This window comes from Larkinella rosea (genome assembly GCF_003858635.1).
Taxonomy (GTDB): Bacteria; Bacteroidota; Bacteroidia; order Cytophagales; family Spirosomataceae; genus Larkinella; species Larkinella rosea.
The window spans coordinates 285805-308599 of record NZ_RQJO01000007.1 but is presented as its reverse complement, the minus strand read 5'-3'; the positions used below and the strand labels follow the sequence as shown (position 1 = coordinate 308599).

Below are 22795 nucleotides of genomic sequence, written 5' to 3'. Positions count from 1 at the left end.
AATAAACGAATTCACTTCTCCCGGCTCCACACTTCACTGACTTTTCCGCCCGTTGAGCTTTGGCCCCGGTGGTACCAGTCGTCGCCTTTCAATTCCGCATCAAATTGCAGGGATTTGCCAACGCGCTTGTCATCACGAGAGAAAAACTCCAGCTTCTCGGTGTATTTGCCGTTCACAAAGGTATAGGTTCCGCCAGCAGTTCCCGAAAATTGTTTGGTTTCCGGGTTGATGGCGGCCCACTGAAAACGGTTTCCGGTCAACAGTTTCAACGTTTTCCGGGCCGTCCGCTGCCGGGTTTTCACTTGTCCGTTGTCGTCAATGTTGCCGGTAATCCGCCATAAACCCGCCATAGGCGTTTGGGCCGTTGGTGCATCCATGCGCTCGTACGTATCGGTATCACCATCATTCGATAAAACCAGTTTGTTGTTCTTGAACGAATCAATTAGCAGCGTTTGAGTGGTTCCGACATCCGTGCTATCTTCCGTGCTAAACTCAAAGTTGATCTTCAATTGCTTCCCGTCGACTGTATAGGTACCGCCCTGCGCCCCGATAAACCGGTTGGCTTCGAAATACGCCCCCATCATGTAGCCATCCGACAGAACAAATACGATGGAAAGTGGGCCGTCCTGCACCATCCGCCAGGAACCGGCGAGTGAAGGCGCGGACTGACGTGATGCCGTGGCAATGCACAGCAGCAATAGAAATGGAAGTAGGACTTTCAGTCGCATGGGTTAGGATGTTTAAAAGCGTCTCCAGATATAAACTCTTTTTCAGAAAATGAATGCGGAATAAATGGCAACTCCAGCCGATAAAAAGGAATTGGTATGAAAGAAATTCCTAACTATTGGTGGTTCGGAAAGAAGTTCCAGTGTCACGTTATCAAGGTGTGAATAACGGAACCAATCCCGGCAGTAGATGGAGTTTACACGGTTCAATTTCAACAAAACCGGTCAGTAAGACAAACAATTGTTGCCCCAAGCGTGGAAAATTCGACTATTATTATTATTTTTCTCATAAATACCCGCCGAATTTTAACATTAATGACTTTCAATGGTTACAGGTTCAAGACCTATAAACTTCCTCATTATGAAAATTCAGGAAATCGCGGTTTCCATCAATCGGGCAGAAAACCGCTTTGAACTCGAAGTGGACGGAAAGCTTTCATTCATCGCGTATTATCCCAAAGATGATCATACGCTTGTTCTAACGCATACAGAAGTAAATCCAATCATGGCTGGTCGTGGTTTTGGCACTCAACTTATGGAGGGTACATTTGGCTACATTGAACGTAATTTCCTGAAAATCATCCCTTTATGCACATCCGTTACCGCTTATATCAGGCGTCATCCTGAATACAAACGGCTGGTGAGTCCGGCAGCCTTACTGCCTTTGTAGCCTGATTTTCGGCAAATCCATTCTATCTATAATGCCAGGAAGCCGGTTTTCATAAACCGGCTTCCTGGCATTATAGCCCTTTGGTTATTCCTACTTTCACACATTTCGGGGCCCATCCGTCGGAACCGGCTTAACAGCAGAACCCCTTTCGCGCAATTGCCGGGTGGTTTTCCGGGAACCATCATGGCTCCAACCCGGCGGGCCAAATAAATAGTTGAATACGTGCCGCACTGACCCGGAATTGCGCACATCCCGACCCATATCCACCCATTCGTGAAAAGCAATCCTCACCGGGTTGTGCGTATCGATATTTTTGGTCAAACCGTAGGTGGGCCGCTCCTCTTCCTGCTGAAACGTTCCGAAAACCCGGTCCCAGATGATCAGCACGCCCGCGTGGTTTTTATCCAGGTATTTCAGGTCGGAGCCGTGGTGAACGCGGTGGTGGGAAGGCGTATTGAAAACCGCTTCGATAAAAGCCGGAAAGGTGTTAATGTATTCGGTGTGAATCCAGAACTGATATAAGAGGCTGATGGCCTGCATGGTCAGAACGGCCGCCGGATGAAAACCGATGAATGGCAACCAGATCCAGAAAACAAACGCACCGCTCAGGTTACCCGTCCAGGTCTGGCGCAGTGCCGTTCCTAAATTGTATTTCTGTGACGAATGATGCACCACGTGAGATGCCCAGAAGTAGCGGCTGCTGTGACTGATGCGGTGAAACCAGTAATAACTGAAATCATCCGCGAAAAACAGTAACGCCCAGGCCCACCACTGCGTCAGGTCGATCGTAAACAACCGGTATCTATACACGAGCGAATACGCACCCAAAACCAACAGCTTTCCAACCAAACCGATAATGACATTGCCGATGCCCATAGCCAGACTGCTCAGCGTGTCTTTCGTTTCGTAATAATCCTTCTGCTGGATTGCGGTGAGGATGACTTCCGTCAGCAGCAACACCACAAAAGCCGGAATGGCGTAATGAATCAGATTATCCATAGGTAACCGCAAAAACACCTGATCAAAGATACATTTTTCCGAATCAGTTGACCAATTACCAGATAAACTCACGATTACAGCAAAAATCACTGACCCGGAAATAGGCCGCAAAACCATTTATTCGACCGTTTACACTGATTTTTGGGCTCCAATGGTAACTTTTTAAAATTTCTCCGTCTCAACGGTAACCCTCGCAAAAGAGGAAAACGATTTACAACCAGACACAAGAAATGAAAAAAGTGATGTTGAGTTTGCTGGTTTCAGCCCTGAGCGTTGCCAGCGTTTATGCCCAGAAAAATACGGTTTTGGTCTACGGCTCCGTCAATGCCGAATCGCAGAAACAGGTAAACGGCTCCAAAGTCAATAGTTTTAATTTTTCTCCGGCAGTCGGCTACCAGTTTACCGATAACTGGACTGCCGGTTTGGCCCTGACCACCGGCAGCATGAAAGCCACTACATCGGTGGGCGGAGAAGTCAAAACGTCCTCGTTTGCCGTCGGTCCATTCATCCGGTATGCAATGCCTCTCTCCGACATTTTTGCCCTTTACGGCCAGTTTAATGCCGATATACTCTCCAGCAAAACCGCTGGTGTAACCTCAAATGGAGTTCGCGGCACTTTCTTCCCCGCAATTGGTGTTAATATGAAAAACGGGTTTGCATTGAACTTCAGCTTCGGCGGATTGAGCTTTGCGTCCCAGAAACCAAAAGGCGCTTCCGATAGCATGACTGATTTTAAATTCAATTTCGGAAGCGGTGCCGGATTCGGTATCTCGAAGAACTTTTGATAAAAAGACTTGAGTGAGAGTAGAGTAGTATTTGTTGTTACTGTTTTAGAAAGCCGTCTCCTTTTTAGGGGACGGCTTTTTTGTTTTCTTTGTGGTTTTTCGTCAACGATTTTTCCCGCGTTTTCCAATGCTGATTGATTTACGAAGTGATACCGTTACCAAACCGACTCCGGCCATGCGGGAAGCCATGTTTAATGCCGAAGTCGGCGACGATGTGCTGGGCGACGACCCCACCGTATTGGCGCTGGAAGAAAAAACCGCCCGGCTATTCGGGATGGAAGCCGCCCTCTTCTGCACCTCCGGTACCCTAACGAACCAATTGGCCATCCGCACCCATACCCGCCCCGGCGACGATGTAATTTGCGATCAGCTTTCGCACGTGTACCTGTACGAAGGGGGCGGCATCGCGGTCAATGCGCTGGCGTCGGTTAGTCTGGTGCAAGGAGAACGGGGTAAACTGACGCCCGAACTGGTCCGCGAGCACATTCAGCCCGACGATATTCATAAACCGATTACCCGACTAGTCTGTCTGGAAAATACCGTCAACAAAGGCGGGGGCTGCTATTACACGGTTCCGGAAATTGCGGCCATCCGACAGGTTTGCGACGAATATGGGTTGAAACTTCACCTGGATGGCGCGCGCTTGTTCAACGCGCTCATCGAAACCGGAGAGACGCCCGAATCGTACGGCCCGTTGTTCGATTCGATCAGCATTTGCCTGTCGAAGGGGTTGGGGTGCCCGGTTGGCTCGTTACTAGTGGGAAAAACGGATTTTATCAAACAGGCGCGCCGGTTTCGTAAATTGATGGGTGGAGGCTGGCGGCAAGCCGGTTCTCTGGCGGCTGCGGGCATTTACGCACTCGATCACCACATCAACCGCCTGAAACTCGACCACTCCCGCGCTCGCAAAATCGGTCAGTTGATTGGTCAATTGCCGGAAGTGAAAGCGGTTTTTCCCGTCGAAACCAATATTGTTATTTTTCAGCTGAGCGAGAACATCTTAGCCACCGATTACGTTGAATTATTAGCTCAAAAAGGGATTCTGGCGGTTACATTCGGCAAACACCTCGTCCGGTTTGTCACGCACCTGGACTTTACGGATGAGCAACTTTTGAGTTTAGAAGAGAAATTAAAAGAAGGGATTGTTTCGCGGAGTTGAGCGGAGTTAACAGGGTTAAGCGGAGATTTAAAGAATTAACTCGGCTTAACTCTAATTTACTCCGCTTAATTCCGCGAAATAACTTATACAACCTCAACATGCATATTCAAACCAGAACATTACAGAAATCCGATTATGCCGACCTGAAAGAAGCCATGCTGGAGGTCTACAGCGGCATTGGTGGCGATTATTGGGAGAAAAATCTCATCGATAAGCTGCTCAAAATCTTTCCGGAAGGTCAGTTTTGCGTGGAGGTCGACGGTAAAGTGGTGGCTTGCTCGCTGGCGATTCGGGTGAAATACAGTGACTTTGGCGACAATCATACGTACGAGGAAATTACCGGCAAGTATACCTTCGACACCCACAACCCAAAGGGGAACTGGCTGTACGGCATTGAACTTTTCGTGCATCCCGAATACCGGGATTTGCGGCTGGGTCGGCGGTTGTACGATGCCCGCAAGGAGTTGTGCGAGTCGCTGAACCTGAAAGGCATCATGGCGGGTGGCCGGATTCCGAACTACATTAAATACGCCGGAGAATTGTCGCCCCGCGAATACATTGCCAAAGTGAAGCAGAAGGAAATCTACGATCCGACGCTCACCTTCCAGCTTTCCAACGATTTTCACGTCAAGAAAGTCCTGCGCGGTTATTTGCCCGGCGACAGCGAATCGCTGGAATATGCGACCTTGCTGGAATGGAACAACATTTATTACGTCGACGAAAAGAAGAAAAAACCGCATACGAACGCCATCATCCGCCTGGGCGTTGTGCAGTGGCAAATGCGGCTTTTCCCCAACATGCAGGCCCTGCTCGAACAGGTCGAGTTTTTCGCCGATTCGGTTAGTGACTACAAAGCTGACTTTCTGGTTCTCCCGGAATTTTTCAATACGCCCCTGATGGCTGATTTCAACGATCTGCCCGGTCCGGTTGCCATTCGAAAACTGGCCGAGGTGACGCATGAAGTACGGCAGCGGTTGTCGGAACTGGCCATTTCCTACAATGTCAATATTGTGGGCGGCAGTATGCCACTGATCGACGATGGTAAATTATACAACGTGGCCTACCTTTACCGGCGCGATGGTTCGTACGAAGAATACCGGAAAATTCATATTACGCCCAACGAGGTACGGCACTATGGCATGGTGGGCGGCCACGAGATTCGGGCGTTTGATACCGACTGCGGAAAGATTGGTTTACTGATTTGCTACGACGTCGAATTTCCGGAACTGAGCCGGATTCTGGCCGATCAGGGCATGCAGATTCTGTTCGTTCCCTTCCTGACCGATACGCAGAATGGTTACACGCGCGTGCGGAATTGCGCAATGGCGCGGGCGATCGAAAATGAATGCTATGTCGCCATTTCGGGCTGTGTCGGTAACCTGCCGCGCGTTGCCAACATGGACATTCATTACGCCCAGTCGGCGGTTTTTACACCCTCCGATTTCCAGTTTCCCAACAACGCCATCAAGGCCGAATCGACGCCCAACACCGAAATGGTGCTGATTACCGACGTTGATTTGTCCTTATTGACGGAGTTACACGAACAGGGGTCGGTGCAGATTCTGAAAGACCGACGGACGGATTTGTACGACGTAACCGTTAAACGTTCGGCACGGACCAAAGTGGAGAAGAAAAAGGAACTCTCGAACGAGGAGGAACAAAGAACGATGCCACCGGTGATTGTGGTGGAGTAACTTCAAACGTAAGCCCTACCCGGTTTTCGCAAAATCGGGTAGGGCTTCTTAAAATAAGTGCGGAAGAACTAATGCTTCGTCGAGCTATTAGACGTCAATCGTGCCCACCATATCTTCCGGTTTTACCCACTCGTCAAATTCAGCTTCGGTCAAATAGCCTAATTTTACGGCGGTTTCTTTCAGTGTACTTCCTTCGCGGTGGGCGGTTTGGGCAATTTCGGCGGCTTTGTAATACCCGATTTTAGTATTTAGGGCCGTTACCAGCATCAGCGAATTGTTGACGTGTTTCCGGATATTTTCTTCAATCGGGCGAATGCCAACGGCGCATTTGTCGTTGAACGAAACGCAAACATCCCCGATCAGCCGGGCCGAATGCAGGAAGTTGTAGATCATCACCGGTTTGAACACATTCAGTTCAAAATGGCCCATCGCCCCGCCAACGTTGATGGCAACGTCGTTGCCAAACACCTGCGCGGCCACCATCGTCATGGCTTCGCACTGGGTCGGGTTCACTTTTCCCGGCATGATCGACGAACCGGGTTCGTTGTCGGGAATGAAGATCTCGCCAATCCCGGCGCGTGGTCCCGACGACAACATCCGAACATCGTTCCCAATTTTCATCAGGCTGGCGGCAACGGTTTTCAAGGCACCGTGGGCTTCCACAATTGCATCGTGGGCGGCTAAGGCTTCGAATTTATTTTCGGCGGTAACAAATGGCAGACCGGTCAGGCTGGCGATGTGTTTGGCGACGTTTTCGGAATAATTCGGTGGCGTATTGATGCCCGTTCCAACGGCGGTTCCGCCCAGGGCGAGTTCGCTCAGGTGCGCTAGGGTATTTTTAATGGCTCGCAATCCGTGCGTCAACTGGGAAACATACCCCGAAAACTCCTGCCCCACCGTCAAGGGCGTGGCATCCATGAAGTGCGTCCGGCCAATTTTAACGACATTTTTAAACTCTTTCGCCTTGGCATCCAGCGTGTCCCGCAGTTTTTCAATTCCGGGAATCGTGACTTCAACCAGAATTTTACAAGCCGCAATGTGCATGGCCGTCGGAAAGGTGTCGTTCGATGATTGCGATTTGTTGACGTCATCGTTCGGATGCAGCGCTTTCTTTTCGTCGGTCAACTGGCCGCCCTGCAAGACATGCGCGCGGTAGGCCACCACCTCGTTGACGTTCATGTTCGACTGCGTGCCGGAACCGGTTTGCCAGACCACCAGCGGAAACTGATCATCCAGTTTGCCGTCCAGAATTTCATCACAGGCCTGACCGATCAGGGCGGTTTTTTCCGGCGACAGCACGCCCGCGTCGAGGTTGGTGAGGGCCGCGGCTTTTTTCAGGTACGCAAACGCCCGGACAATCTCGCGGGGCATTTTATTGATGTCCTGAGCGATTTTGAAATTTTCAATCGAACGCTGGGTTTGAGCGCCCCAGTACACATTGGCCGGTACCTGAACCTGGCCCATCGTGTCTTTTTCAATCCGGTATTCCATTTGGGAGATAATAGACGTTAGACTTGAGACAAAAGGTGCCGGAGAGTTTGGCCGGCGCTTCCGGGGCAAAGGTAGAACACAGGTCTGTATGGTGGATAACAAAATGATATATTTGTCAAACTGTTTGTAAATGATCGAACCGATTCTCTCAAATTGTCTCTATTTCTATTCCATTAAACATTATGCCCTTCCTAGTCCTTGACCTCGAAATGACCGGCCCGGAGCCGGATTGGAACGAAATTATTCAGGTCGGTGCCGTGCTTTTCGACGATAACTGGGTTGAAAAAGGGCAGTACCTGACCAATGTTTACCCCGAAAACGAAGATGCGTTTTCCAGTTCGTCCGAGAAAATTCACAACCTGTCATTGGCTGATCTGGAAGATGCGCCGATGATCTACGACGTGCTGCCCGAACTGGAAGAGTGGATCATCAAACAGTTGGGTATTCAGAAAACGCAAAAAACGACCGACAACAATCCGTATTTACGCGACGTGATTATCTGCGGCCAGAGCGTGATCAATGACATCAATTTCCTGAAAGAAGCCTACCGGCTGGAGAAACTCAAATGGCCGTATTCGCGAACACTGGTCGATTTGCACACGCTGAGCTATTTTTCGTTCCGGATTCTGAAAAAGAACGGAAAACCGGTTCCGCAACGGCTGAGTCTAAAAGAGGTGGCCGGACATTTCGGCTTCGAACGCGAATCGGAACACCACAATGCGCTGGAAGATGCGGTGTTGACGGCGAAATGTTTGAAGGAGGTTTTTAAACTGGCCGACAGTCTGAAATTAAGCTAACAACCGGTCGATTTCCCCGGTTACCGTCGTCCAGCGCTGGTCCCAATCGCCCGACACGTCGATGTAGGCAATGTTTCGCTGGTCAAGAGCGGTTTTGAAGCGCTGGTACATTTCTTCCCGGCGGTGACCCAGGTCGCGCAGGCCGTCGGCCACCCAGGGCACATCAATGTTGAGCAGAAAATACCGGTCATAAACCACCTGCTTTTCCAGTTCATACAAAACCGGTGGCACTTCGTTCAGGTAATGATCGGCGTATAACTCGGTTGTAATCAGATCCGTATCACAAATCAGCAAACGATTGGCAGATGCCGCAGCTTTCAAAACCGCCTGGGTCTGGGCGTGACCAATCTGAATGTAATCATCGGGCGTCAGGTCGTTGGACGTGATCAGATCGCGGGCCACTTCGTGAACAAAGACGGTTTTGTAATGTTGGGCTAACTGCTCGGCCAGCGTGGTTTTCCCCACACTTTCGGGCCCATACAAACAGATTTTCTTCACAAAATACGGTTTTACAACGGCGGGAATAAAGTCCCAATACAGCGCCGGGTGCTGTCGAATGAGCGTTGCCGAAACCGGGACCTGCTTTCGTTCCGGATCGAACCAGATGCAGGGCAATCCGAGGTGCTGCGATAAAGGCTCGCCATACGGTTCGGAACAGAAAAAACCGTCGATATCCGGAAAGCGATGCTTGATAAAATCGCTCCAGCGTTTCGTGGCCTCCCACAACGGCAAATTATCGTCCGAAAAATCATCGAGAACCGCTACCAACTCCATATTCGACCGGTGACCGAACAACGCCCGCAACCATTCCATCCGCTTTATGGGATCAATGGGATCATTCGGCGTGCAGTTCATCGAAACAATCAGGTGGTCGCATTGGGCCGCAGCAAACTCAATCAGCGCGATATGGCCCTGATGAACCGGCATGAATTTCCCGAAAAGCAGCCCTTTTTTCATGCCGCCGTTGGAGTATAGCTGCGGTATTCGCGGGTCCAGTGCCAGGCTCCGACAAAGGCAATCAGACAATAAAAACCGTATTCGATGCCCAGTACTTTGACGCCTTTGGTAAAGTACATATAGGTACTGATCAGGTCGACGAGCAGCCAGACGTACCAGCATTCGAGCTTCTTCCGAATCAATAGAAACGTGGCAATAATGCTCATGACGGACGTAAACGAATCAAGATACGGGTAGGCACTCGGTAAGCTAAACATCACCGGAAACCATTCGTGCAGGTTCTGGGCAATGGCCCCAAAAAGTACTGTTGCCACTGCTCCTACGCCCATCAGCAACCAGAAGTTTTGCGCCGATAAAGGAGTGATTTTTAATTCATTCCGACGGTCTTCCTCACCGGTTTTGGGGTGCGTCCATTGCCACCAGCCCAACGCGTTGGTGACGAAAAAAAACACCTGCAAAAACATGTCGGGATAAAGTTGAATCTGATAGAAAAGAAAGACAAACAGGACCACACTCACCATCCCGACCGGCCAGCTGACAATGTGCGCCCGCGCCGACAACCAGGTTGCCACCGCTCCCGTTACCGTTCCGAAGAACTCCAGGTAGCTCATCGGGTAACCAAGAACCGTAAAAAAAATGCTGTTAATATCGAAAATGTTCATTACCAAACGAATAGCCAAAACCGCCGTGGCCATTCCTGCACCGAAAGGTTATTTCTTTAAAATGGAATATTCATCGTCAAAAACCTCCTGCCACGTTAGTCGGTCCAGTTTTGAACTCTGTTGGGTTTCCTCTTCTGCTTTGCGGGTTGCCTGCGCGAACGTCTTCTCCCAGATTTCGGCCAGGTATTGCTGATTCAGACTGGGTTTTTCAGCCATAATCTCCTCAATATTTTCGCGCGCATCCAGAATGGAAACGGCCCAGCTTCCCGATCGCTTTTCCGGCTGGATTTTCCATTTTATGATGTGCATCATCAAGCGCGAAAGCTGACTTCGCAGCGCCCTCTTCAATTCCTGTGATATGCTACTGAATAACGTCTGTAAGCCCTCGGCTACCTGTTCGTAATCCTTTTCCTCCAGTGTTGCCTGAAGTTCTGCCACCGTATCGGTATATGAGGTTGCGGTTAGTTCATCCCAGTTCCGTTTCATAGCAACTTGATTTTTAACCTAATTTACGACAAAAAGAATCAATTCCTTACAGCAGGACCTCGGCCCAGACCGGCCCGTGGTCGGAATGAACGGCATCCGTTCGGTGACCGGCGGCCACAATCCGGTCTTTAAAAGGTTCGCTGACAGAAATGTAGTCGATCCGCCAGCCTTTGTTGGTCGAGCGCGACCCGGCCCGGAAACTCCACCAGCTGTATTCTACTTTTCCCGGGTTTTTGAACCGGTACGAATCCACAAACCCGCTGTCGAACCACTTCGTCAGCCATTCGCGCTCTTCCGGCAAAAAACCGGAGGAGGTTTTGTTTCGAACGGGGTCATGAATGTCGATCGGGGTGTGCGCAATGTTGTAATCACCCACGACCACCACATTCGGGCGGTTTTTGCGGAGTTCCTGAACGTAATTGAAAAAATCATTCAGAAACTGCATCTTAACGGTTTGGCGGATTTCGCCGGTCGTTCCCGACGGAAAGTAGCAGTTCAACAGGGTCAGGTCGCCAAAATCGGTGCGCAGAATCCGGCCTTCACAATCATACGCCGGAATGCCGCAGCCCATCACGACCTGATCGGGTGCAATTTTGGAAAATGTCGCCACGCCACTGTAGCCCTTTTTCTCGGCCGCATGCCAGTGGTATTTATAGCCCAGTGCTTCGAATGGCAGCAGATCGACCACATCATGCGTGGCTTTTACTTCCTGAAAGCAGAGAATATCGAACGGATTTTGCGACAACCATTCGATCAGGCCCTTACTCAGGGCCGACCGGATACCGTTGAGGTTATAGGTCAGAATCCGGACGGTTTCGCCGGAGTGGATGGGTGCGTCGAGCGTCATACTAAACAGCGTTTTTCATTTGATATTCCTGCAATTAATCGCTGTCAGGGCACTGAAACCCTGTCAGCGGTCGAAGACCCTGACAGCGGTTGAAGCCTATTCTCAAATCACCACGTTCACAATCCGTTTCGGCACAACCACTATTTTTTTCGGCGTTTTTCCTTCCAGCCACTTCAAAACCGTCGCGTTTACCAGCACTTCTTTTTCGATCTCCGAGGCCACGGTATCGGCCGGAAACACCAAGGTCGTCCGCATCTTTCCGTTGATTTGCACCGGGTATTCAATGGTGTCTTCCACCAGAAAAGCCGCGTTGAAAACCGGGAATTCGGCGTAACTCAGCGTGCCGGGCTGGTTGCCCATAGCCGCCCAGAGTTCTTCTGTAATGTGGGGCGCAAACGGGGCCAGAATCACCACCAGGTCCTGTAAAACCGCCTTTTTGTTGCACTTCAACGCCGTCAGTTCGTTGACGCACACCATGAAGGCACTCACGGACGTGTTGAACGACAGATTTTCAATATCTTCCGCTACTTTCCGAATCGTTTTGTGCAGGACTTTCAACTCGGCCGGTGTCGGCTTTTCGTCCGTTACCAGCCAGCGGCCGGGCCGGGTTTCGGTCGGTTCTTCGTAAAATAACCGCCAGAATTTCTTCAAAAACCGGTAAACTCCGTCAATGCCGTTCGTATTCCACGGTTTGGCATCCGTCAGCGGGCCGAGGAACATTTCGTACAACCGCAGGGTATCCGCGCCGTAGCGTTCCACAATCGTATCGGGATTGACGACGTTGAAATACCGCTTCGACATTTTCTCCACCATATGCCCGCAAACGTACTTCCCATTCTCAAGAATGAATTCCGACTGCGCAAAATCCGGCAACCAGTTTTTGAAGGCTTCAATGTCCAAAATATCATTTTCAACGATATTCACATCAACATGAAGTTCCGTTGTTTCATAATTACTTTTTAAACCCAATGAAACAAAAACCGGTGGTTTTCCTTCGCCTTCGGACGACTTCAATCGATACACGATATTAGACCTCCCTTGAATCATTCCCTGATTCACCAATTTCTTAAACGGTTCTTCTTCCGGTACAAAGCCCCGGTCTTTCATGAATTTGTTCCAGAACCGGCTGTAGAGCAAGTGACCCGTTGCGTGTTCGGAACCGCCCACGTACAAATCCACATCGCGCCAGTAGTCGATGGCTTTGGCATCCGCAAACTCACTTTCGTTTTGCGGGTCCATGTAGCGGTACCAATACCAGCTCGAACCCGCCCAGCCGGGCATGGTGCTCAATTCATACTCATATTCATCTTTATACTTCCAGCCTTCGGCGCGCGCCAACGGCGGTTCGCCGGTTTCGGTTGGTAAGTATTTGTCCACTGCCGGTAGTTCCACCGGCAATTCGGATTCCTCCAGTAAATGCGGTAATCCGTCTTTAAAGTAAACGGGAACGGGTTCACCCCAATACCGCTGGCGGCTAAAAACCGCATCGCGCATCCGAAAATTGATCTTGGCTTTTCCAATGCCGTGTTGTTCCAGAAACTGAACCAACACCGGCAACGCTTCCTGATACGTCAGTCCGTCGATGATTCCGGAGTTGATATACCGACCTTCTTTGGTGTTATCGGCCTGTTTATCAATCTCTTTCTGCGCATCCAGAATGGGAATGATCGGCAAATCGAAGTGTTTGGCAAACGCCCAGTCGCGCTGGTCGCCCGATGGAACAGCCATCACGGCCCCGGTTCCGTAGCCCGCCAGCACGTAATCGGCCAGGAAAATCGGCACGCGTTCGCCATTGAACGGATTGATGCAGTAACTGCCGGTAAAAACGCCCGATACGGTTTTGGCATCCGCCATCCGGTCGCGTTCGGAGCGCATTTTGGCCGCTGTCACGTAGGCATCGACCTCCGGTTTTTGCGCCAATGTGGTCAGTTCCGCCACCAGTTCGTGTTCCGGTGCCAACACCATAAACGACACGCCAAAGATGGTGTCCAGCCGGGTTGTAAAAACTTTGATGTGTTCAACGCGGTGTTCAATCTGAAAACTGACTTCCGCGCCGGTCGACTTGCCGATCCAGTTGCGTTGTTGTTCTTTCAGCGAATCCGACCAGTCGACGGTGTCAAGTCCCTGCAACAGGCGGTCGGCATAGGCCGTAATCCGCATCATCCACTGGCGCATTAGTTTCTGCTCGACCGGATAACCGCCCCGCTCCGAAACGCCGTCTTTTACTTCGTCATTCGCCAAAACCGTTCCCAAAGCCGCGCACCAGTTCACCACCGCGTCAGCCACGTACGTCAGGCGGTATTTCAGGGTAATTTCGTATTGCTCGCGATCTGATTTAGCTTTCCATTCCTCAGCGGCAAAATGCGAAGCGTCTTCGTCCGAAACGGCCTGAATACCCTGCGTACCAGCGGTTTCAAATTTGGCGATCAGAGTTTCAATCGGTTCCGCTTTGTCGGTTTCTTTGTTGTACCAGCTGCGGAATAATTCCATAAAAATCCATTGCGTCCATTTGTAAAAATTCGGCTCGGACGTGCGGACTTCGCGGTTCCAGTCGAAGCTGAATCCAATATTTTTCAATTGCTCGATGTAACGGGCAATGTTTTGTTCGGTCGTAATGGCCGGGTGCTGACCGGTTTGAATGGCGTATTGTTCGGCGGGAAGCCCGAACGAGTCGAAACCCATCGGGTGCAGCACGTTGAAACCTTTCAGTCGTTTGTAGCGGGTAACAATATCGGAAGCAATGTAGCCCAGCGGGTGCCCGACGTGCAAACCGGCTCCGGAGGGATACGGAAACATGTCGAGAATATAATATTTGGGTTTAGAAGGATCGTTTTCGGTGCGAAAGGTGTGGTTCTTTTCCCAGAACGCCCGCCATTTTTCTTCAATCTTCTTGTGGTTGTACTCAGACATTGTAGCTGATGCTTTTAATGAAAATTGTTTCGCAGAGTTAAGCAGAGTAAAAAAGAGTTTATCAGAGGCTCCGCTTCACTCTAAAATCTCCGCTCAACTCTGCGAAACAACTTCAAAACTTATTTACAAAAGTAGGGATTTTCTTATGGATTCGCCTGCGTATTTCGTTGAAGTCGGTTGAGGGTGTAGCAAACCAGGTGATTCAGGAGATTTTGCCGGGTCGTGGAGCGGAGTTTACCGAGTTCAAGTTCGTAGATATATCCGGCTTTCAGTTCGGCCAGTTTGAGCGTCACTGTTCGGCCATCGGATGAGAGTTCGGCACTGGTAACCGGCACCGGTTTTACGTCGAACTGCTTCGAACCATAGGCTTCGTGGTATTCGTAATAATACCGCTGGAACTGATAATTAGCGAGTTGCTTCGCCGTAACGGCATCGAGCGGCTGCGTAAATGTCAGTGCAAAACCGGTCGGCGTCAGTTTCATGTCGGCCAGTTCCAGCGGGGTTTTTCCTTTCCAGCGAACGTGCTGAATGCCCCGGTCGCCCGCCCAGCCGTGGTCGGTCTGGCCGATCCAGAGACTGCCATCGGCCGCAAACGCCAGGCGGTTATTCCCCTTCTGTAAACCGCTTCCCACCAGAAATGGCGCACAGGCCCCCTGGATATGGCCATCGACGGTTTCGAGCATCAGCCGTACCAGGTACGGATGGTTCATCTCGCCGACCAGCATTTTTCCCGCAAACGGCCCAAATTTACCGCCGGTATTGTCCAGCACCGGCTGCGTGGGTGAATCTGCGATCCGGCTGTGCGGAAATGCCACACTTTCGACGGTCCGCAAGCTGTCCAGCATTTTAACGGGCAACTTGCTTGGCGTCACGTGCGGAAAACCGTCTTTCCACAGCAGGCTGGCCGGGTGTCCATAATGCTTTCCTTCCTGCACATGGTACAACTTGCTCGTTCCCAGCCAGTCGCCCTGATTGTCAGCGGCAAACAGATTTCCGTTGGCATCAAACCCGATGCTGTTGGGCGACCGAAAACCGCTGGCGTACGGATGCAGTTTTCCATCGGGCGTTAGTTTCATAATCCAGCCGCGATACGGCACCGCCGAATACATGCGGCCCGGCCGGCCCAGCGTGTCCAGTTTTCCCCGCACTTCCGGAAAAATACCGGCTCCACTCGACGCACAATTCAGGGCGATGTACAGATTCCCTTTTTTGTCTTTAATTGGGCCAAAAGCAAATTCATGATAATTTCCCGACAGGCCAAAATCATCCGTAACGGTCAGGTATTCATCCGCCACACCATCGTTGTTGGTGTCTTTTATCCGGGTCAGTTCGGGGCGCTGCATCACCAGAATTTCGCTATTGCTGATCGCCATAATGCCCAATGGATCGTGAATTCCTTCGGCAAAAAGCTTCCAGACCTTCGTTTTGGGGTTATAGATCATGATTTCGCCCCGGTGAAAACCGGCCACGATCCGGCCATCCGGCATGATTGCCAATCCGTCGGTTTCGGCCGTCAGCCCTTTCGGCATCTGAATGGTTTCCACTTCGTAATAATCCGTGATTGTATCGGCGGGGAAATGGCTGGATGGGAACGCGGATGAAACGGATAAAACGGATAAAACGGATAAGAAGAGATAAATTAAAATCCGTTTTTTCCGTCCTATCCGTTCAATCAGGGTTCCTATTCTGTTTATCGTTTTCATTCGGCCATCATCGTTATCGTGAATTTCTTCGTTCCCACTGGCAGACGCACCATGCCGTCCTGAATTTTACCCACCGACGGGCGGTATTTCACCCCATCACCGGATTTGCAGACAAAGTAAACCGGCCCCGCCACCGGCCCAAGAGTGAAATAGCGCACCAGCCCCCGGCCCGTTGGCAGCGGTTTGATCAGCTCCCGCACTTCGATCCCGTTCACCAGATACCGGAATTCCGGGTTGCGATTGATGAGTTGATAGCCTTTGAAATGCACGTCGGGCAGCCGGTCGGCGGTGCCAAACCGGATCGGAAAACCACCCCGATCCCGGAAATACACATCGCCCACCACGTGCGAGGGTTTCTTGCCATTTCCGTCCCAATGATCGGTTAAATCAACAAAACCGCCCGTCCAGGCATACCGCAGCCGACACGCGCCCGCATCCCAGCAATACGACTGTGTGGGAGTCAGCCCAACCGCAATCGACGCGGGGCCGGAGTCGGGCATAAAGGTTCGATAAACCACCGGATATTTCAGGTCATACGGATGATTCGGCATGTGACCGGCATGACCACCCATATCGTCCTTCCGATTAGCTGCTACATTCGGATCTTTGTCCAAAGGTGGAACCGTAGCCGGTTTTCTGGTGACGTAAATCGCCCCGTACATCACAAAACCGTGTCCCGGATAAGTACAGACATACGCGTAAGTTCCCTCCTGATCGAGCTTGAAACTAATCTTTTCCGATTTTCCCGGCTCCACAATTGCCGTGTGCGCGACCACGTCCGGGGTACGGGGAACGTAGTTGAGTTTGACGGCTTCTGCCCCCAGACCAATGGCCGTGTTGACAACCCGCAATCGCCCACCCGGTAGCGTAACCACCAGATTGTGAGCCATGTCGTCGTAATTATCAAGCGTCAGATTAATGCGGGTGCCGGGCCGCACCACGAATCGTGGCACGTCAAATTTCAGCCCTTCAACGGCTCGGATCGTCAGCGTTGTATCCTGGGCAAAGGCCAGTGGAATTTTTAGGCCGCAAAGTGCAACGAAAATCACTACGGCTGCGTACTTTCTCATGCAGGAAAATTATTTGAAAAATAAGCAAATTAACGGCTTTTTCTACTAATCTGGTTTCATTTCTGCAAAATCAAAACCGCATAAAACCGGGTACAATTTTCAGTTTTTCCATTCGTTGAATAGTCAGTTCTTTTCACCATACCTCTGTGAATTCTATCGATTTACCGCTACTTTTTTTCGGCTTTCTTACTTCGAACGTTCATGCGGTGGTCCTCTTTTACGGCGTTGTCTTTCAATGCCCTGCTTATCTCGCTGTTAATCAGTTGCCAATCCGATGAAGAAGCCATCGGACCAGCAGGGGATTGCCTGGTAAAGGCTTCCACCTCCAACGGTCAGGCGATTGCCGGGGCTTACATTGTAACCTATAAGCCAACCGAAGAATTACCAGTAGTGCCGAACGCACGGGTGGGTGCTGTCTCTCAGCAACTTCTGACCCGGCATGGACTAAGCGACCCCGATTTGCAGGTTCTGTTTTCCGGCGAAAAAACCGGTCTTCTGGCCCATATCAGCGCAAAGGAAGCCGAGGAATTAAAAACCGACGCATCGGTTGAACTCATTGAACCCGACCGGATTATCTCGCTGTGCAGTTGCGTTGATGTGGCCGTCACCTCAACGCTGACCTGGAATGTGAAGCAAACCGGTTATGGCCGGGGCGACCTGAATCCTGACAAAACCGCCTGGATTCTCGACACCGGCATCGACACGGATCACCCTGATTTGAATGTCGATCTTAAGCGTAGTCAATCGTTTCTGACCGGCAAAACCGTCGAGGATGAAAACGGTCACGGCACTCACGTTGCCGGTGTTATCGGAGCCAAAAACAATACCATTGGTGTAACCGGGATTGCTTCGGGAGCCACCCTGGTTGCCCTCCGGGTACTCGATAACGAAGGTGAAGGAAAGCTGTCGGTGCTGGTTCAGGCGGTTTCGCATGTTTACCAGAATGGCAAAGCCGGTGACGTGGTCAACATCAGTATCGGTGGCGAAGGCACTTCCGCGACGCTGGAACGGGTGATCAAACAAGCGGCCGACAAAGGCATACTATTCGCTATTGCCGCCGGAAACGAAGGGCAATCGGCCGAAAAATACGCGCCCGCCAACATCAATCACACGAACGTCTTTACCGTATCGGCGATGGACCAAAATGGTAGTTTTGCCTCCTTTTCCAATTACGGCCCTACGGTCGATATTTGCGCCTATGGCGTTCGCATTACCTCAACCTACCTGAACGGAAAATACGCAACGATGTCGGGCACCTCGATGGCGTCTCCCCACGTAGCGGGTCTGCTGCTTATTCGCGGTCGCGCGATTCCCACGAACGGTTTTGTCAAAAATGATCCGGACGGAACGGCGGACCCGATTGCCGGAGAATGACCAATCAGACCGGAATGCTCTCCTATTTTTATAGATATATATCAAAACGCATTCAATTAGAAAAATACTACCAAACGAACTAAATTCAGAATAGTAAGGACAAATTTCTTGCTTTAATACAATAGATTATCCAACTTTGCATTCCATTTCGATTTACAGGGCGGCATTGTTCAAATGCCGTTTTTCATAAGAAGCATTCTCTACTAACTATATATACCAAATTAGTTATGCAACCTGTCTCAGCATCCGACCCGGCACCCGAAGCGAGTTCTCCCGTCGGACTGAACTTGAATGGATTGAAGATTACGGTTCAGGGCGATTCAGCCGCCCAACAGGTTACTGCGCTGCGCACCGCGTTTCCCGATTCCCAGATCGAGCTGGTACCGAATACCCCCGCCCGCTCCGTTTTCCTACGCCGACGAAATCGAACCGAAATTGCCATCTATATTTCCTCCGCCATTGCCCTGATGATTGTGGGCCATCTGTTGTTCAGTTACCTGACGCTCGACCGGCTGACACTGGTCATGACAGCGCTGGAATTGAATTCGGATTTCTGGTATTATGTGGTCGGAGGTTTTGTGGCGCAGATGATCGACGGAGCGCTGGGCATGGCCTACGGGGTTACGGCCTCGACCCTGCTGCTCACGGTGGGCGTTAGCCCGGCGGCCGTCAGTGCCAGTGTTCACAGTTCGGAGATTTTTACGAGCGGAGTTTCGGGCTACATGCACCTGCGGTTCGGGAACGTCAACAGCAAACTGTTCAAGGCGGTTTTGATTCCGGGCGTTATCGGTGCCTGTCTGGGTGCTTACGTGCTGGTTTCACTGGAACAATATTCGGTGTATATCAAACCGGCGGTTGCGGTTTATACGGCCGTTTTGGGCGTTCTGATCATCCAGAAAGCCCTCGCCAAACGGATCAAGAAAAAACCGATCAAGAAAATCGGTTTGCTGGCCTGGTTTGGGGGCACGATGGATGCCATCGGCGGTGGAGGCTGGGGACCGATTGTGTCTTCCACCCTGATTGCCAGCGGTCGCCATCCGCGTTACACCATCGGATCGGTTAACCTCGCCGAGTTTTTCATTTCGCTTTCCAGTTCACTTACATTCGTCACGCTGATTGGTCTGACTCACTGGCAGGTCATTCTCGGTCTGGTGCTGGGCGGCATGATTGCGGCTCCCATTGCGGCCCTTCTTTCCACCCGTTTGCCGATAAAAGCCATGATGATTATGGTCGGCGTAGTCGTAATAATTGTAAGTTTGCGTAATTTTTTATCGGTAGTGTTATGAGAGTTGAGCGGTTAGACAAGAGAGTAACGACTTTTAAAACCGTAGCCTCTTTCCTCTCCTGCCTATCGTCGCTTGTCTATTCCCCCAATTCATGAAAAAACAAACGAAAGCCATCCGGATTCAGACGAAGAAGTCGCAATACCGCGAACATTCGACGCCTTTGTTTTTAACGTCCAGTTTTACTTTTGAAAGTGCCGAACAGGGAAAAGCGCTTTTTGAAGAATCAGAAGAGGGCAATATTTATTCCCGTTTTTCCAATCCGAACGTAACCGAGTTTGTCGATAAAGTCTGTATGCTCGAAAACGCCGAGGCCGGTATTGCCACGGCGACGGGTATGGCTGCGGTTTTTGCGAGTATGGCGGCTTTGCTGCAGTCGGGCGATCACATTGTGGCCTGCCGGGCGTTGTTTGGATCGGCGCACCAGATTATTTCGCAGATTCTGACGAAATGGGGCATTACCTACACGTATGTAGACGCCAGCGCGTCGGAAGCCGAATGGGAAGCCGCCATGCAGCCCAACACCAAAATGGTGTACCTGGAAACGCCTTCGAATCCCGGGCTGGAGCTGGTCGATCTGGAAATGCTGGTTCGTCTGAAGGAAAAATACGGTTTTATTCTCAACGTTGATAACTGCTTTGCCACGCCCATTCTGCAAACTCCGCTCGATCTGGGCGCTGATTTGTCGGTCCATTCCGCAACGAAATACATGGACGGCCAGGGACGGGTTCTGGGAGGTGTAGTGGTGGGTTCGGAAGAATTGATTGCACCGATCCGTTTTTTTGCTCGCCATACCGGTCCGTCAATGTCGCCGTTCAATGCCTGGACCTTGTCGAAAAGCCTGGAAACGCTGGAACTCCGCATGGATCGGCACTGCGAGAATGCCTTGAAACTGGCGCAGGCGCTGGAAGAACATCCGGATGTGCAGCATGTGAAATACCCGTTCCTTCCCTCCCACCCGCAATTTGAGCTCGCCCAACGGCAGATGTCGGCCGGTGGTGCCATTGTGACGTTTGAAGTGGAGGGCGGTTTTGAACGGGTGAAAGCCTTGTTTGAATCCTTGAAAATTGCGTCGCTTTCGTCTAACTTAGGGGATACACGCACAATTGTAACCAATCCATTCACCACTACTCACTCCAAATTAAAACCGGATGAGAAGCTGGCATTGGGCATTACCGAAGGATTGATCCGGGTTTCGGTTGGGCTGGAAGATGCAGACGATCTGGTAGCGGATTTTGAACAGGCGGTTTCCAAGTCGGCGGAGGTTGTTCAGTCGACAGCTCAGTGAATTTTAAAGCGTGGTTTCCGGTTATAAATTCAAATCACAATAAGATGAAAACACTGACTCTGAATTTACCCGATAGCCTTGATATTGAGGAGTTTGAGGCCAAAATGTTGTTTGCCGGCCAATTGTATGAAAAAGGCAAAGTGACACTGGGCCAGGCTGCCGACATTGTAGGCATCAGTAAACGGTCTTTCATTGAAATTATGGGGCGCTTTGGATTTAGTGTTTTTAACTACTCTGTAGAGGATCTGGAGCATGACATCAAAGTTGCCCTTGGAAACTGATGGTGCCATATCAGACACCTCTTGTTTTATATTGCTTGACAAGATTGACGCATTGTCACTTTTGAAAGATTGCTTCCGGACTGTTTATACAACAACGGTAGTTACTCAGGAATTTGGTATTCAGCTACCCGAATGGGTCCAGGTTCGGGAAGTTGTCGATAAAAACTTTTTAATAAATACCTCAAAGCTTGTAGACAAAGGAGAAGCCAGTATTATTGCTTTGGCTGAAGAACTGCCAGACTGCATTCTTATTCTGGATGACGACAAAGCACGTAAATTGGCAAAAACACTTGACCTTAAGTTCACAGGTACATTAGGAATTCTGATCAGAGCAAAGAATTTGGGTGTTATTCCCGCTATTAAGCCGTTTATTGAAAAGATTAGGGCAACGAATTTTCATGCTAATGAACCTTTACTTAATCGTGTTTTAACGAGCGTTGGAGAATAATATGCGACATCTTTCCCGGACCCTTCTTTACATCATTTTATTCTCATTTTTAATGAGTAACGAAGCTGTCGCCCAAACCACCAAAAAACCGCTTCGCGTTGGGGTGGTAGGACTGGTACATTCGCATGTCGGCTGGATCTTGAATCGGGCCACGAAAACCGGCGACCCTGACATAGAAGTGGTTGGGATTGCCGAGCCTAATCGGGAAGTGGCCGAACGGTACATGAAGCGGTACGGTTTGCCAATGAGTATGGTTTACTCCACCATTGAGGAAATGCTGGACAAGACCAAACCGGATGCAGTGACGGCGTTCAACGAGATCAGCAAACACATCGATGTGGTGAAAGTCTGTGCACCCCGTGGCATTCACGTCATGGTGGAAAAACCGCTGGCGGTGAGTCTCGATCAGGCCAAACAAATGGAAGCCCTGGCGAAAAAGCATAACATTCATTTGCTAACCAATTACGAAACCACCTGGTACGGCAGCAACCACAAAGCCTACCAGCTGGCGGTAAAAGACGGCGCCATCGGCCCGATTCGGCGGATTGTCGTACACGATGGTCACGACGGCCCGAGCCGGATGAATAAAGAGTTTGTGGCCTGGCTGACCGATCCGGCCACGAACGGAGCCGGAGCCCTGTTCGATTTCGGCTGCTACGGTGCCAACCTGGCGACCTGGCTCCTGAAAGGCCAGCGCCCAACCTCCGTCAGTGCGTTTACGCTCCAGATTCAGCCGGATACGTACCCCAAAGTGGACGACGATGCAACGATTGTGCTGGTTTATCCGAAAACGCAGGTGGTGATTCAGCCGTCGTGGAACTGGCCTTTTAGCCGCAAGGATATGGAAGTTTACGGGTCAACCGGGTACGTGTTTACGCTCGACGGAACGAAAATGCGGATTCGGCTGAAAGACGACAAAACCGAGCAGACGACCGAAGCCGCCAAAACCGATGCGCCGGTTTCCGATCCGTTCGATTATCTGGCGCACGTGGTGCGGGGTGAAACTAAATCCGTGGATGATTTGTCATCCCTGCAGGTGAATATGGTGGTGATGGAAATTCTGGATGCGGCCCGTCGTTCGGCCAAAGCAGGCGGCAAACCCATCGCCCTCAACTGAGTAACTATAGCTTAATTGTAACTTGATAACGGGCTGAGGCCCGTAGGTA

At 50.7% G+C, this 22795-nt stretch carries 21 protein-coding genes; 11 read left to right on the top strand and 10 right to left on the bottom strand.

Annotated features, from left to right (window positions below):
- Positions 1 to 11: 11 nt before the first annotated feature.
- Positions 12 to 728 carry a membrane or secreted protein gene (locus EHT25_RS01550; protein WP_124869620.1) on the bottom strand — a complete coding sequence of 239 codons (717 nt, stop codon included), beginning with the start codon at positions 726 to 728 and terminating at the stop codon, positions 12 to 14.
- A gap of 358 nt (positions 729 to 1086) precedes the next feature.
- Between EHT25_RS01550 and EHT25_RS01545 the strand changes: the two genes are divergently transcribed.
- Positions 1087 to 1395, top strand: a complete 309-nt coding sequence (locus EHT25_RS01545) for a GNAT family N-acetyltransferase (RefSeq protein ID WP_124869617.1) — start codon at positions 1087 to 1089, stop codon at positions 1393 to 1395.
- A gap of 96 nt (positions 1396 to 1491) precedes the next feature.
- Here the strand turns inward: EHT25_RS01545 and EHT25_RS01540 are convergent, their stop codons facing one another.
- Complete coding sequence (locus EHT25_RS01540) at positions 1492 to 2394, bottom strand: sterol desaturase family protein (protein ID WP_124869615.1); 903 nt, start codon at positions 2392 to 2394, stop codon at positions 1492 to 1494.
- A 230-nt stretch (positions 2395 to 2624) separates the two neighbouring features.
- Here EHT25_RS01540 and EHT25_RS01535 point away from each other — a divergent pair, with 230 nt between their 5' ends.
- The 3 genes from EHT25_RS01535 to EHT25_RS01525 all read left to right on the top strand — a co-directional run bounded on the left by EHT25_RS01535 (position 2625) and on the right by EHT25_RS01525 (position 6032).
- Positions 2625 to 3179, top strand: coding sequence for an outer membrane beta-barrel protein (locus EHT25_RS01535; protein WP_124869612.1), 555 nt, complete (start codon positions 2625 to 2627; stop codon positions 3177 to 3179).
- Between the two features lie 127 nt (positions 3180 to 3306).
- The gene (locus EHT25_RS01530) at positions 3307 to 4338 is read left to right on the top strand and encodes a threonine aldolase family protein (protein WP_124869608.1); all 1032 of its coding nucleotides are present in this window, start codon (positions 3307 to 3309) and stop codon (positions 4336 to 4338) included.
- Between the two features lie 98 nt (positions 4339 to 4436).
- Positions 4437 to 6032: a bifunctional GNAT family N-acetyltransferase/carbon-nitrogen hydrolase family protein gene (locus tag EHT25_RS01525; RefSeq protein WP_124869604.1), complete on the top strand. Its 1596-nt coding sequence runs from the start codon at positions 4437 to 4439 to the stop codon at positions 6030 to 6032.
- Positions 6033 to 6119: 87 nt separating this feature from the next.
- Here EHT25_RS01525 and fumC read toward each other — a convergent pair whose 3' ends face one another.
- Positions 6120 to 7523, bottom strand: coding sequence for a class II fumarate hydratase (gene fumC, locus EHT25_RS01520; RefSeq protein ID WP_124869600.1), 1404 nt, complete (start codon positions 7521 to 7523; stop codon positions 6120 to 6122).
- A gap of 182 nt (positions 7524 to 7705) precedes the next feature.
- On the opposite strand from fumC, the gene EHT25_RS01515 reads away from it, so the two are divergent.
- Positions 7706 to 8320, top strand: coding sequence for a 3'-5' exonuclease (locus tag EHT25_RS01515; protein ID WP_124869597.1), 615 nt, complete (start codon positions 7706 to 7708; stop codon positions 8318 to 8320).
- Here the strand turns inward: EHT25_RS01515 and EHT25_RS01510 are convergent.
- From EHT25_RS01510 to EHT25_RS01480, 7 genes are all read right to left on the bottom strand, one after another.
- Positions 8312 to 9277, bottom strand: coding sequence for an AAA family ATPase (locus tag EHT25_RS01510; protein WP_124869594.1), 966 nt, complete (start codon positions 9275 to 9277; stop codon positions 8312 to 8314). The two genes, EHT25_RS01515 and EHT25_RS01510, sit on opposite strands and share 9 nt — an antisense overlap.
- Positions 9274 to 9888 (bottom strand): nicotinamide riboside transporter PnuC, encoded by a 615-nt coding sequence (gene pnuC, locus EHT25_RS01505; RefSeq protein ID WP_229311402.1) that lies wholly within the window; start codon positions 9886 to 9888, stop codon positions 9274 to 9276. Before pnuC ends, EHT25_RS01510 begins: the two co-directional genes overlap by 4 nt.
- A 99-nt stretch (positions 9889 to 9987) precedes the next feature.
- Positions 9988 to 10425, bottom strand: a complete 438-nt coding sequence (locus EHT25_RS01500) for a DUF29 family protein (protein ID WP_124869588.1) — start codon at positions 10423 to 10425, stop codon at positions 9988 to 9990.
- A gap of 46 nt (positions 10426 to 10471) precedes the next feature.
- Positions 10472 to 11272, bottom strand: a complete 801-nt coding sequence (locus EHT25_RS01495; RefSeq protein WP_124869584.1) for an exodeoxyribonuclease III — start codon at positions 11270 to 11272, stop codon at positions 10472 to 10474.
- A gap of 102 nt (positions 11273 to 11374) precedes the next feature.
- Positions 11375 to 14182, bottom strand: a complete 2808-nt coding sequence (gene leuS / locus EHT25_RS01490) for a leucine--tRNA ligase (RefSeq protein WP_124869581.1) — start codon at positions 14180 to 14182, stop codon at positions 11375 to 11377.
- A gap of 143 nt (positions 14183 to 14325) precedes the next feature.
- Positions 14326 to 15885, bottom strand: coding sequence for a DUF7133 domain-containing protein (locus tag EHT25_RS01485; RefSeq protein ID WP_229311401.1), 1560 nt, complete (start codon positions 15883 to 15885; stop codon positions 14326 to 14328).
- Positions 15882 to 16955, bottom strand: a complete 1074-nt coding sequence (locus tag EHT25_RS01480) for a plastocyanin/azurin family copper-binding protein (RefSeq protein WP_124869577.1) — start codon at positions 16953 to 16955, stop codon at positions 15882 to 15884. Before EHT25_RS01480 ends, EHT25_RS01485 begins: the two co-directional genes overlap by 4 nt.
- 201 nt (positions 16956 to 17156) lie before the next feature.
- Between EHT25_RS01480 and EHT25_RS01475 the strand changes: the two genes are divergently transcribed.
- From EHT25_RS01475 to EHT25_RS01450, 6 genes are all read left to right on the top strand, one after another.
- Positions 17157 to 18329, top strand: coding sequence for a S8 family serine peptidase (locus EHT25_RS01475; protein ID WP_124869574.1), 1173 nt, complete (start codon positions 17157 to 17159; stop codon positions 18327 to 18329).
- Between the two features lie 227 nt (positions 18330 to 18556).
- Positions 18557 to 19615: a sulfite exporter TauE/SafE family protein gene (locus EHT25_RS01470; protein WP_124869570.1), complete on the top strand. Its 1059-nt coding sequence runs from the start codon at positions 18557 to 18559 to the stop codon at positions 19613 to 19615.
- 91 nt (positions 19616 to 19706) lie between these two features.
- The gene (locus EHT25_RS01465) at positions 19707 to 20900 is read left to right on the top strand and encodes a trans-sulfuration enzyme family protein (protein WP_124869566.1); all 1194 of its coding nucleotides are present in this window, start codon (positions 19707 to 19709) and stop codon (positions 20898 to 20900) included.
- 44 nt (positions 20901 to 20944) lie between these two features.
- A complete protein-coding gene (locus tag EHT25_RS01460) occupies positions 20945 to 21181 on the top strand; it encodes a UPF0175 family protein (protein ID WP_124869562.1) in 237 nt (78 codons plus the stop codon).
- On the top strand, positions 21153 to 21629 hold the full coding sequence (locus EHT25_RS01455) for a PIN domain-containing protein (protein ID WP_124869559.1): 477 nt from the start codon (positions 21153 to 21155) through the stop codon (positions 21627 to 21629). The genes EHT25_RS01460 and EHT25_RS01455 overlap by 29 nt, the downstream gene beginning before the upstream one ends.
- 52 nt (positions 21630 to 21681) lie before the next feature.
- Positions 21682 to 22746, top strand: a complete 1065-nt coding sequence (locus EHT25_RS01450; RefSeq protein ID WP_229311400.1) for a Gfo/Idh/MocA family protein — start codon at positions 21682 to 21684, stop codon at positions 22744 to 22746.
- Positions 22747 to 22795: the final 49 nt, after the last annotated feature.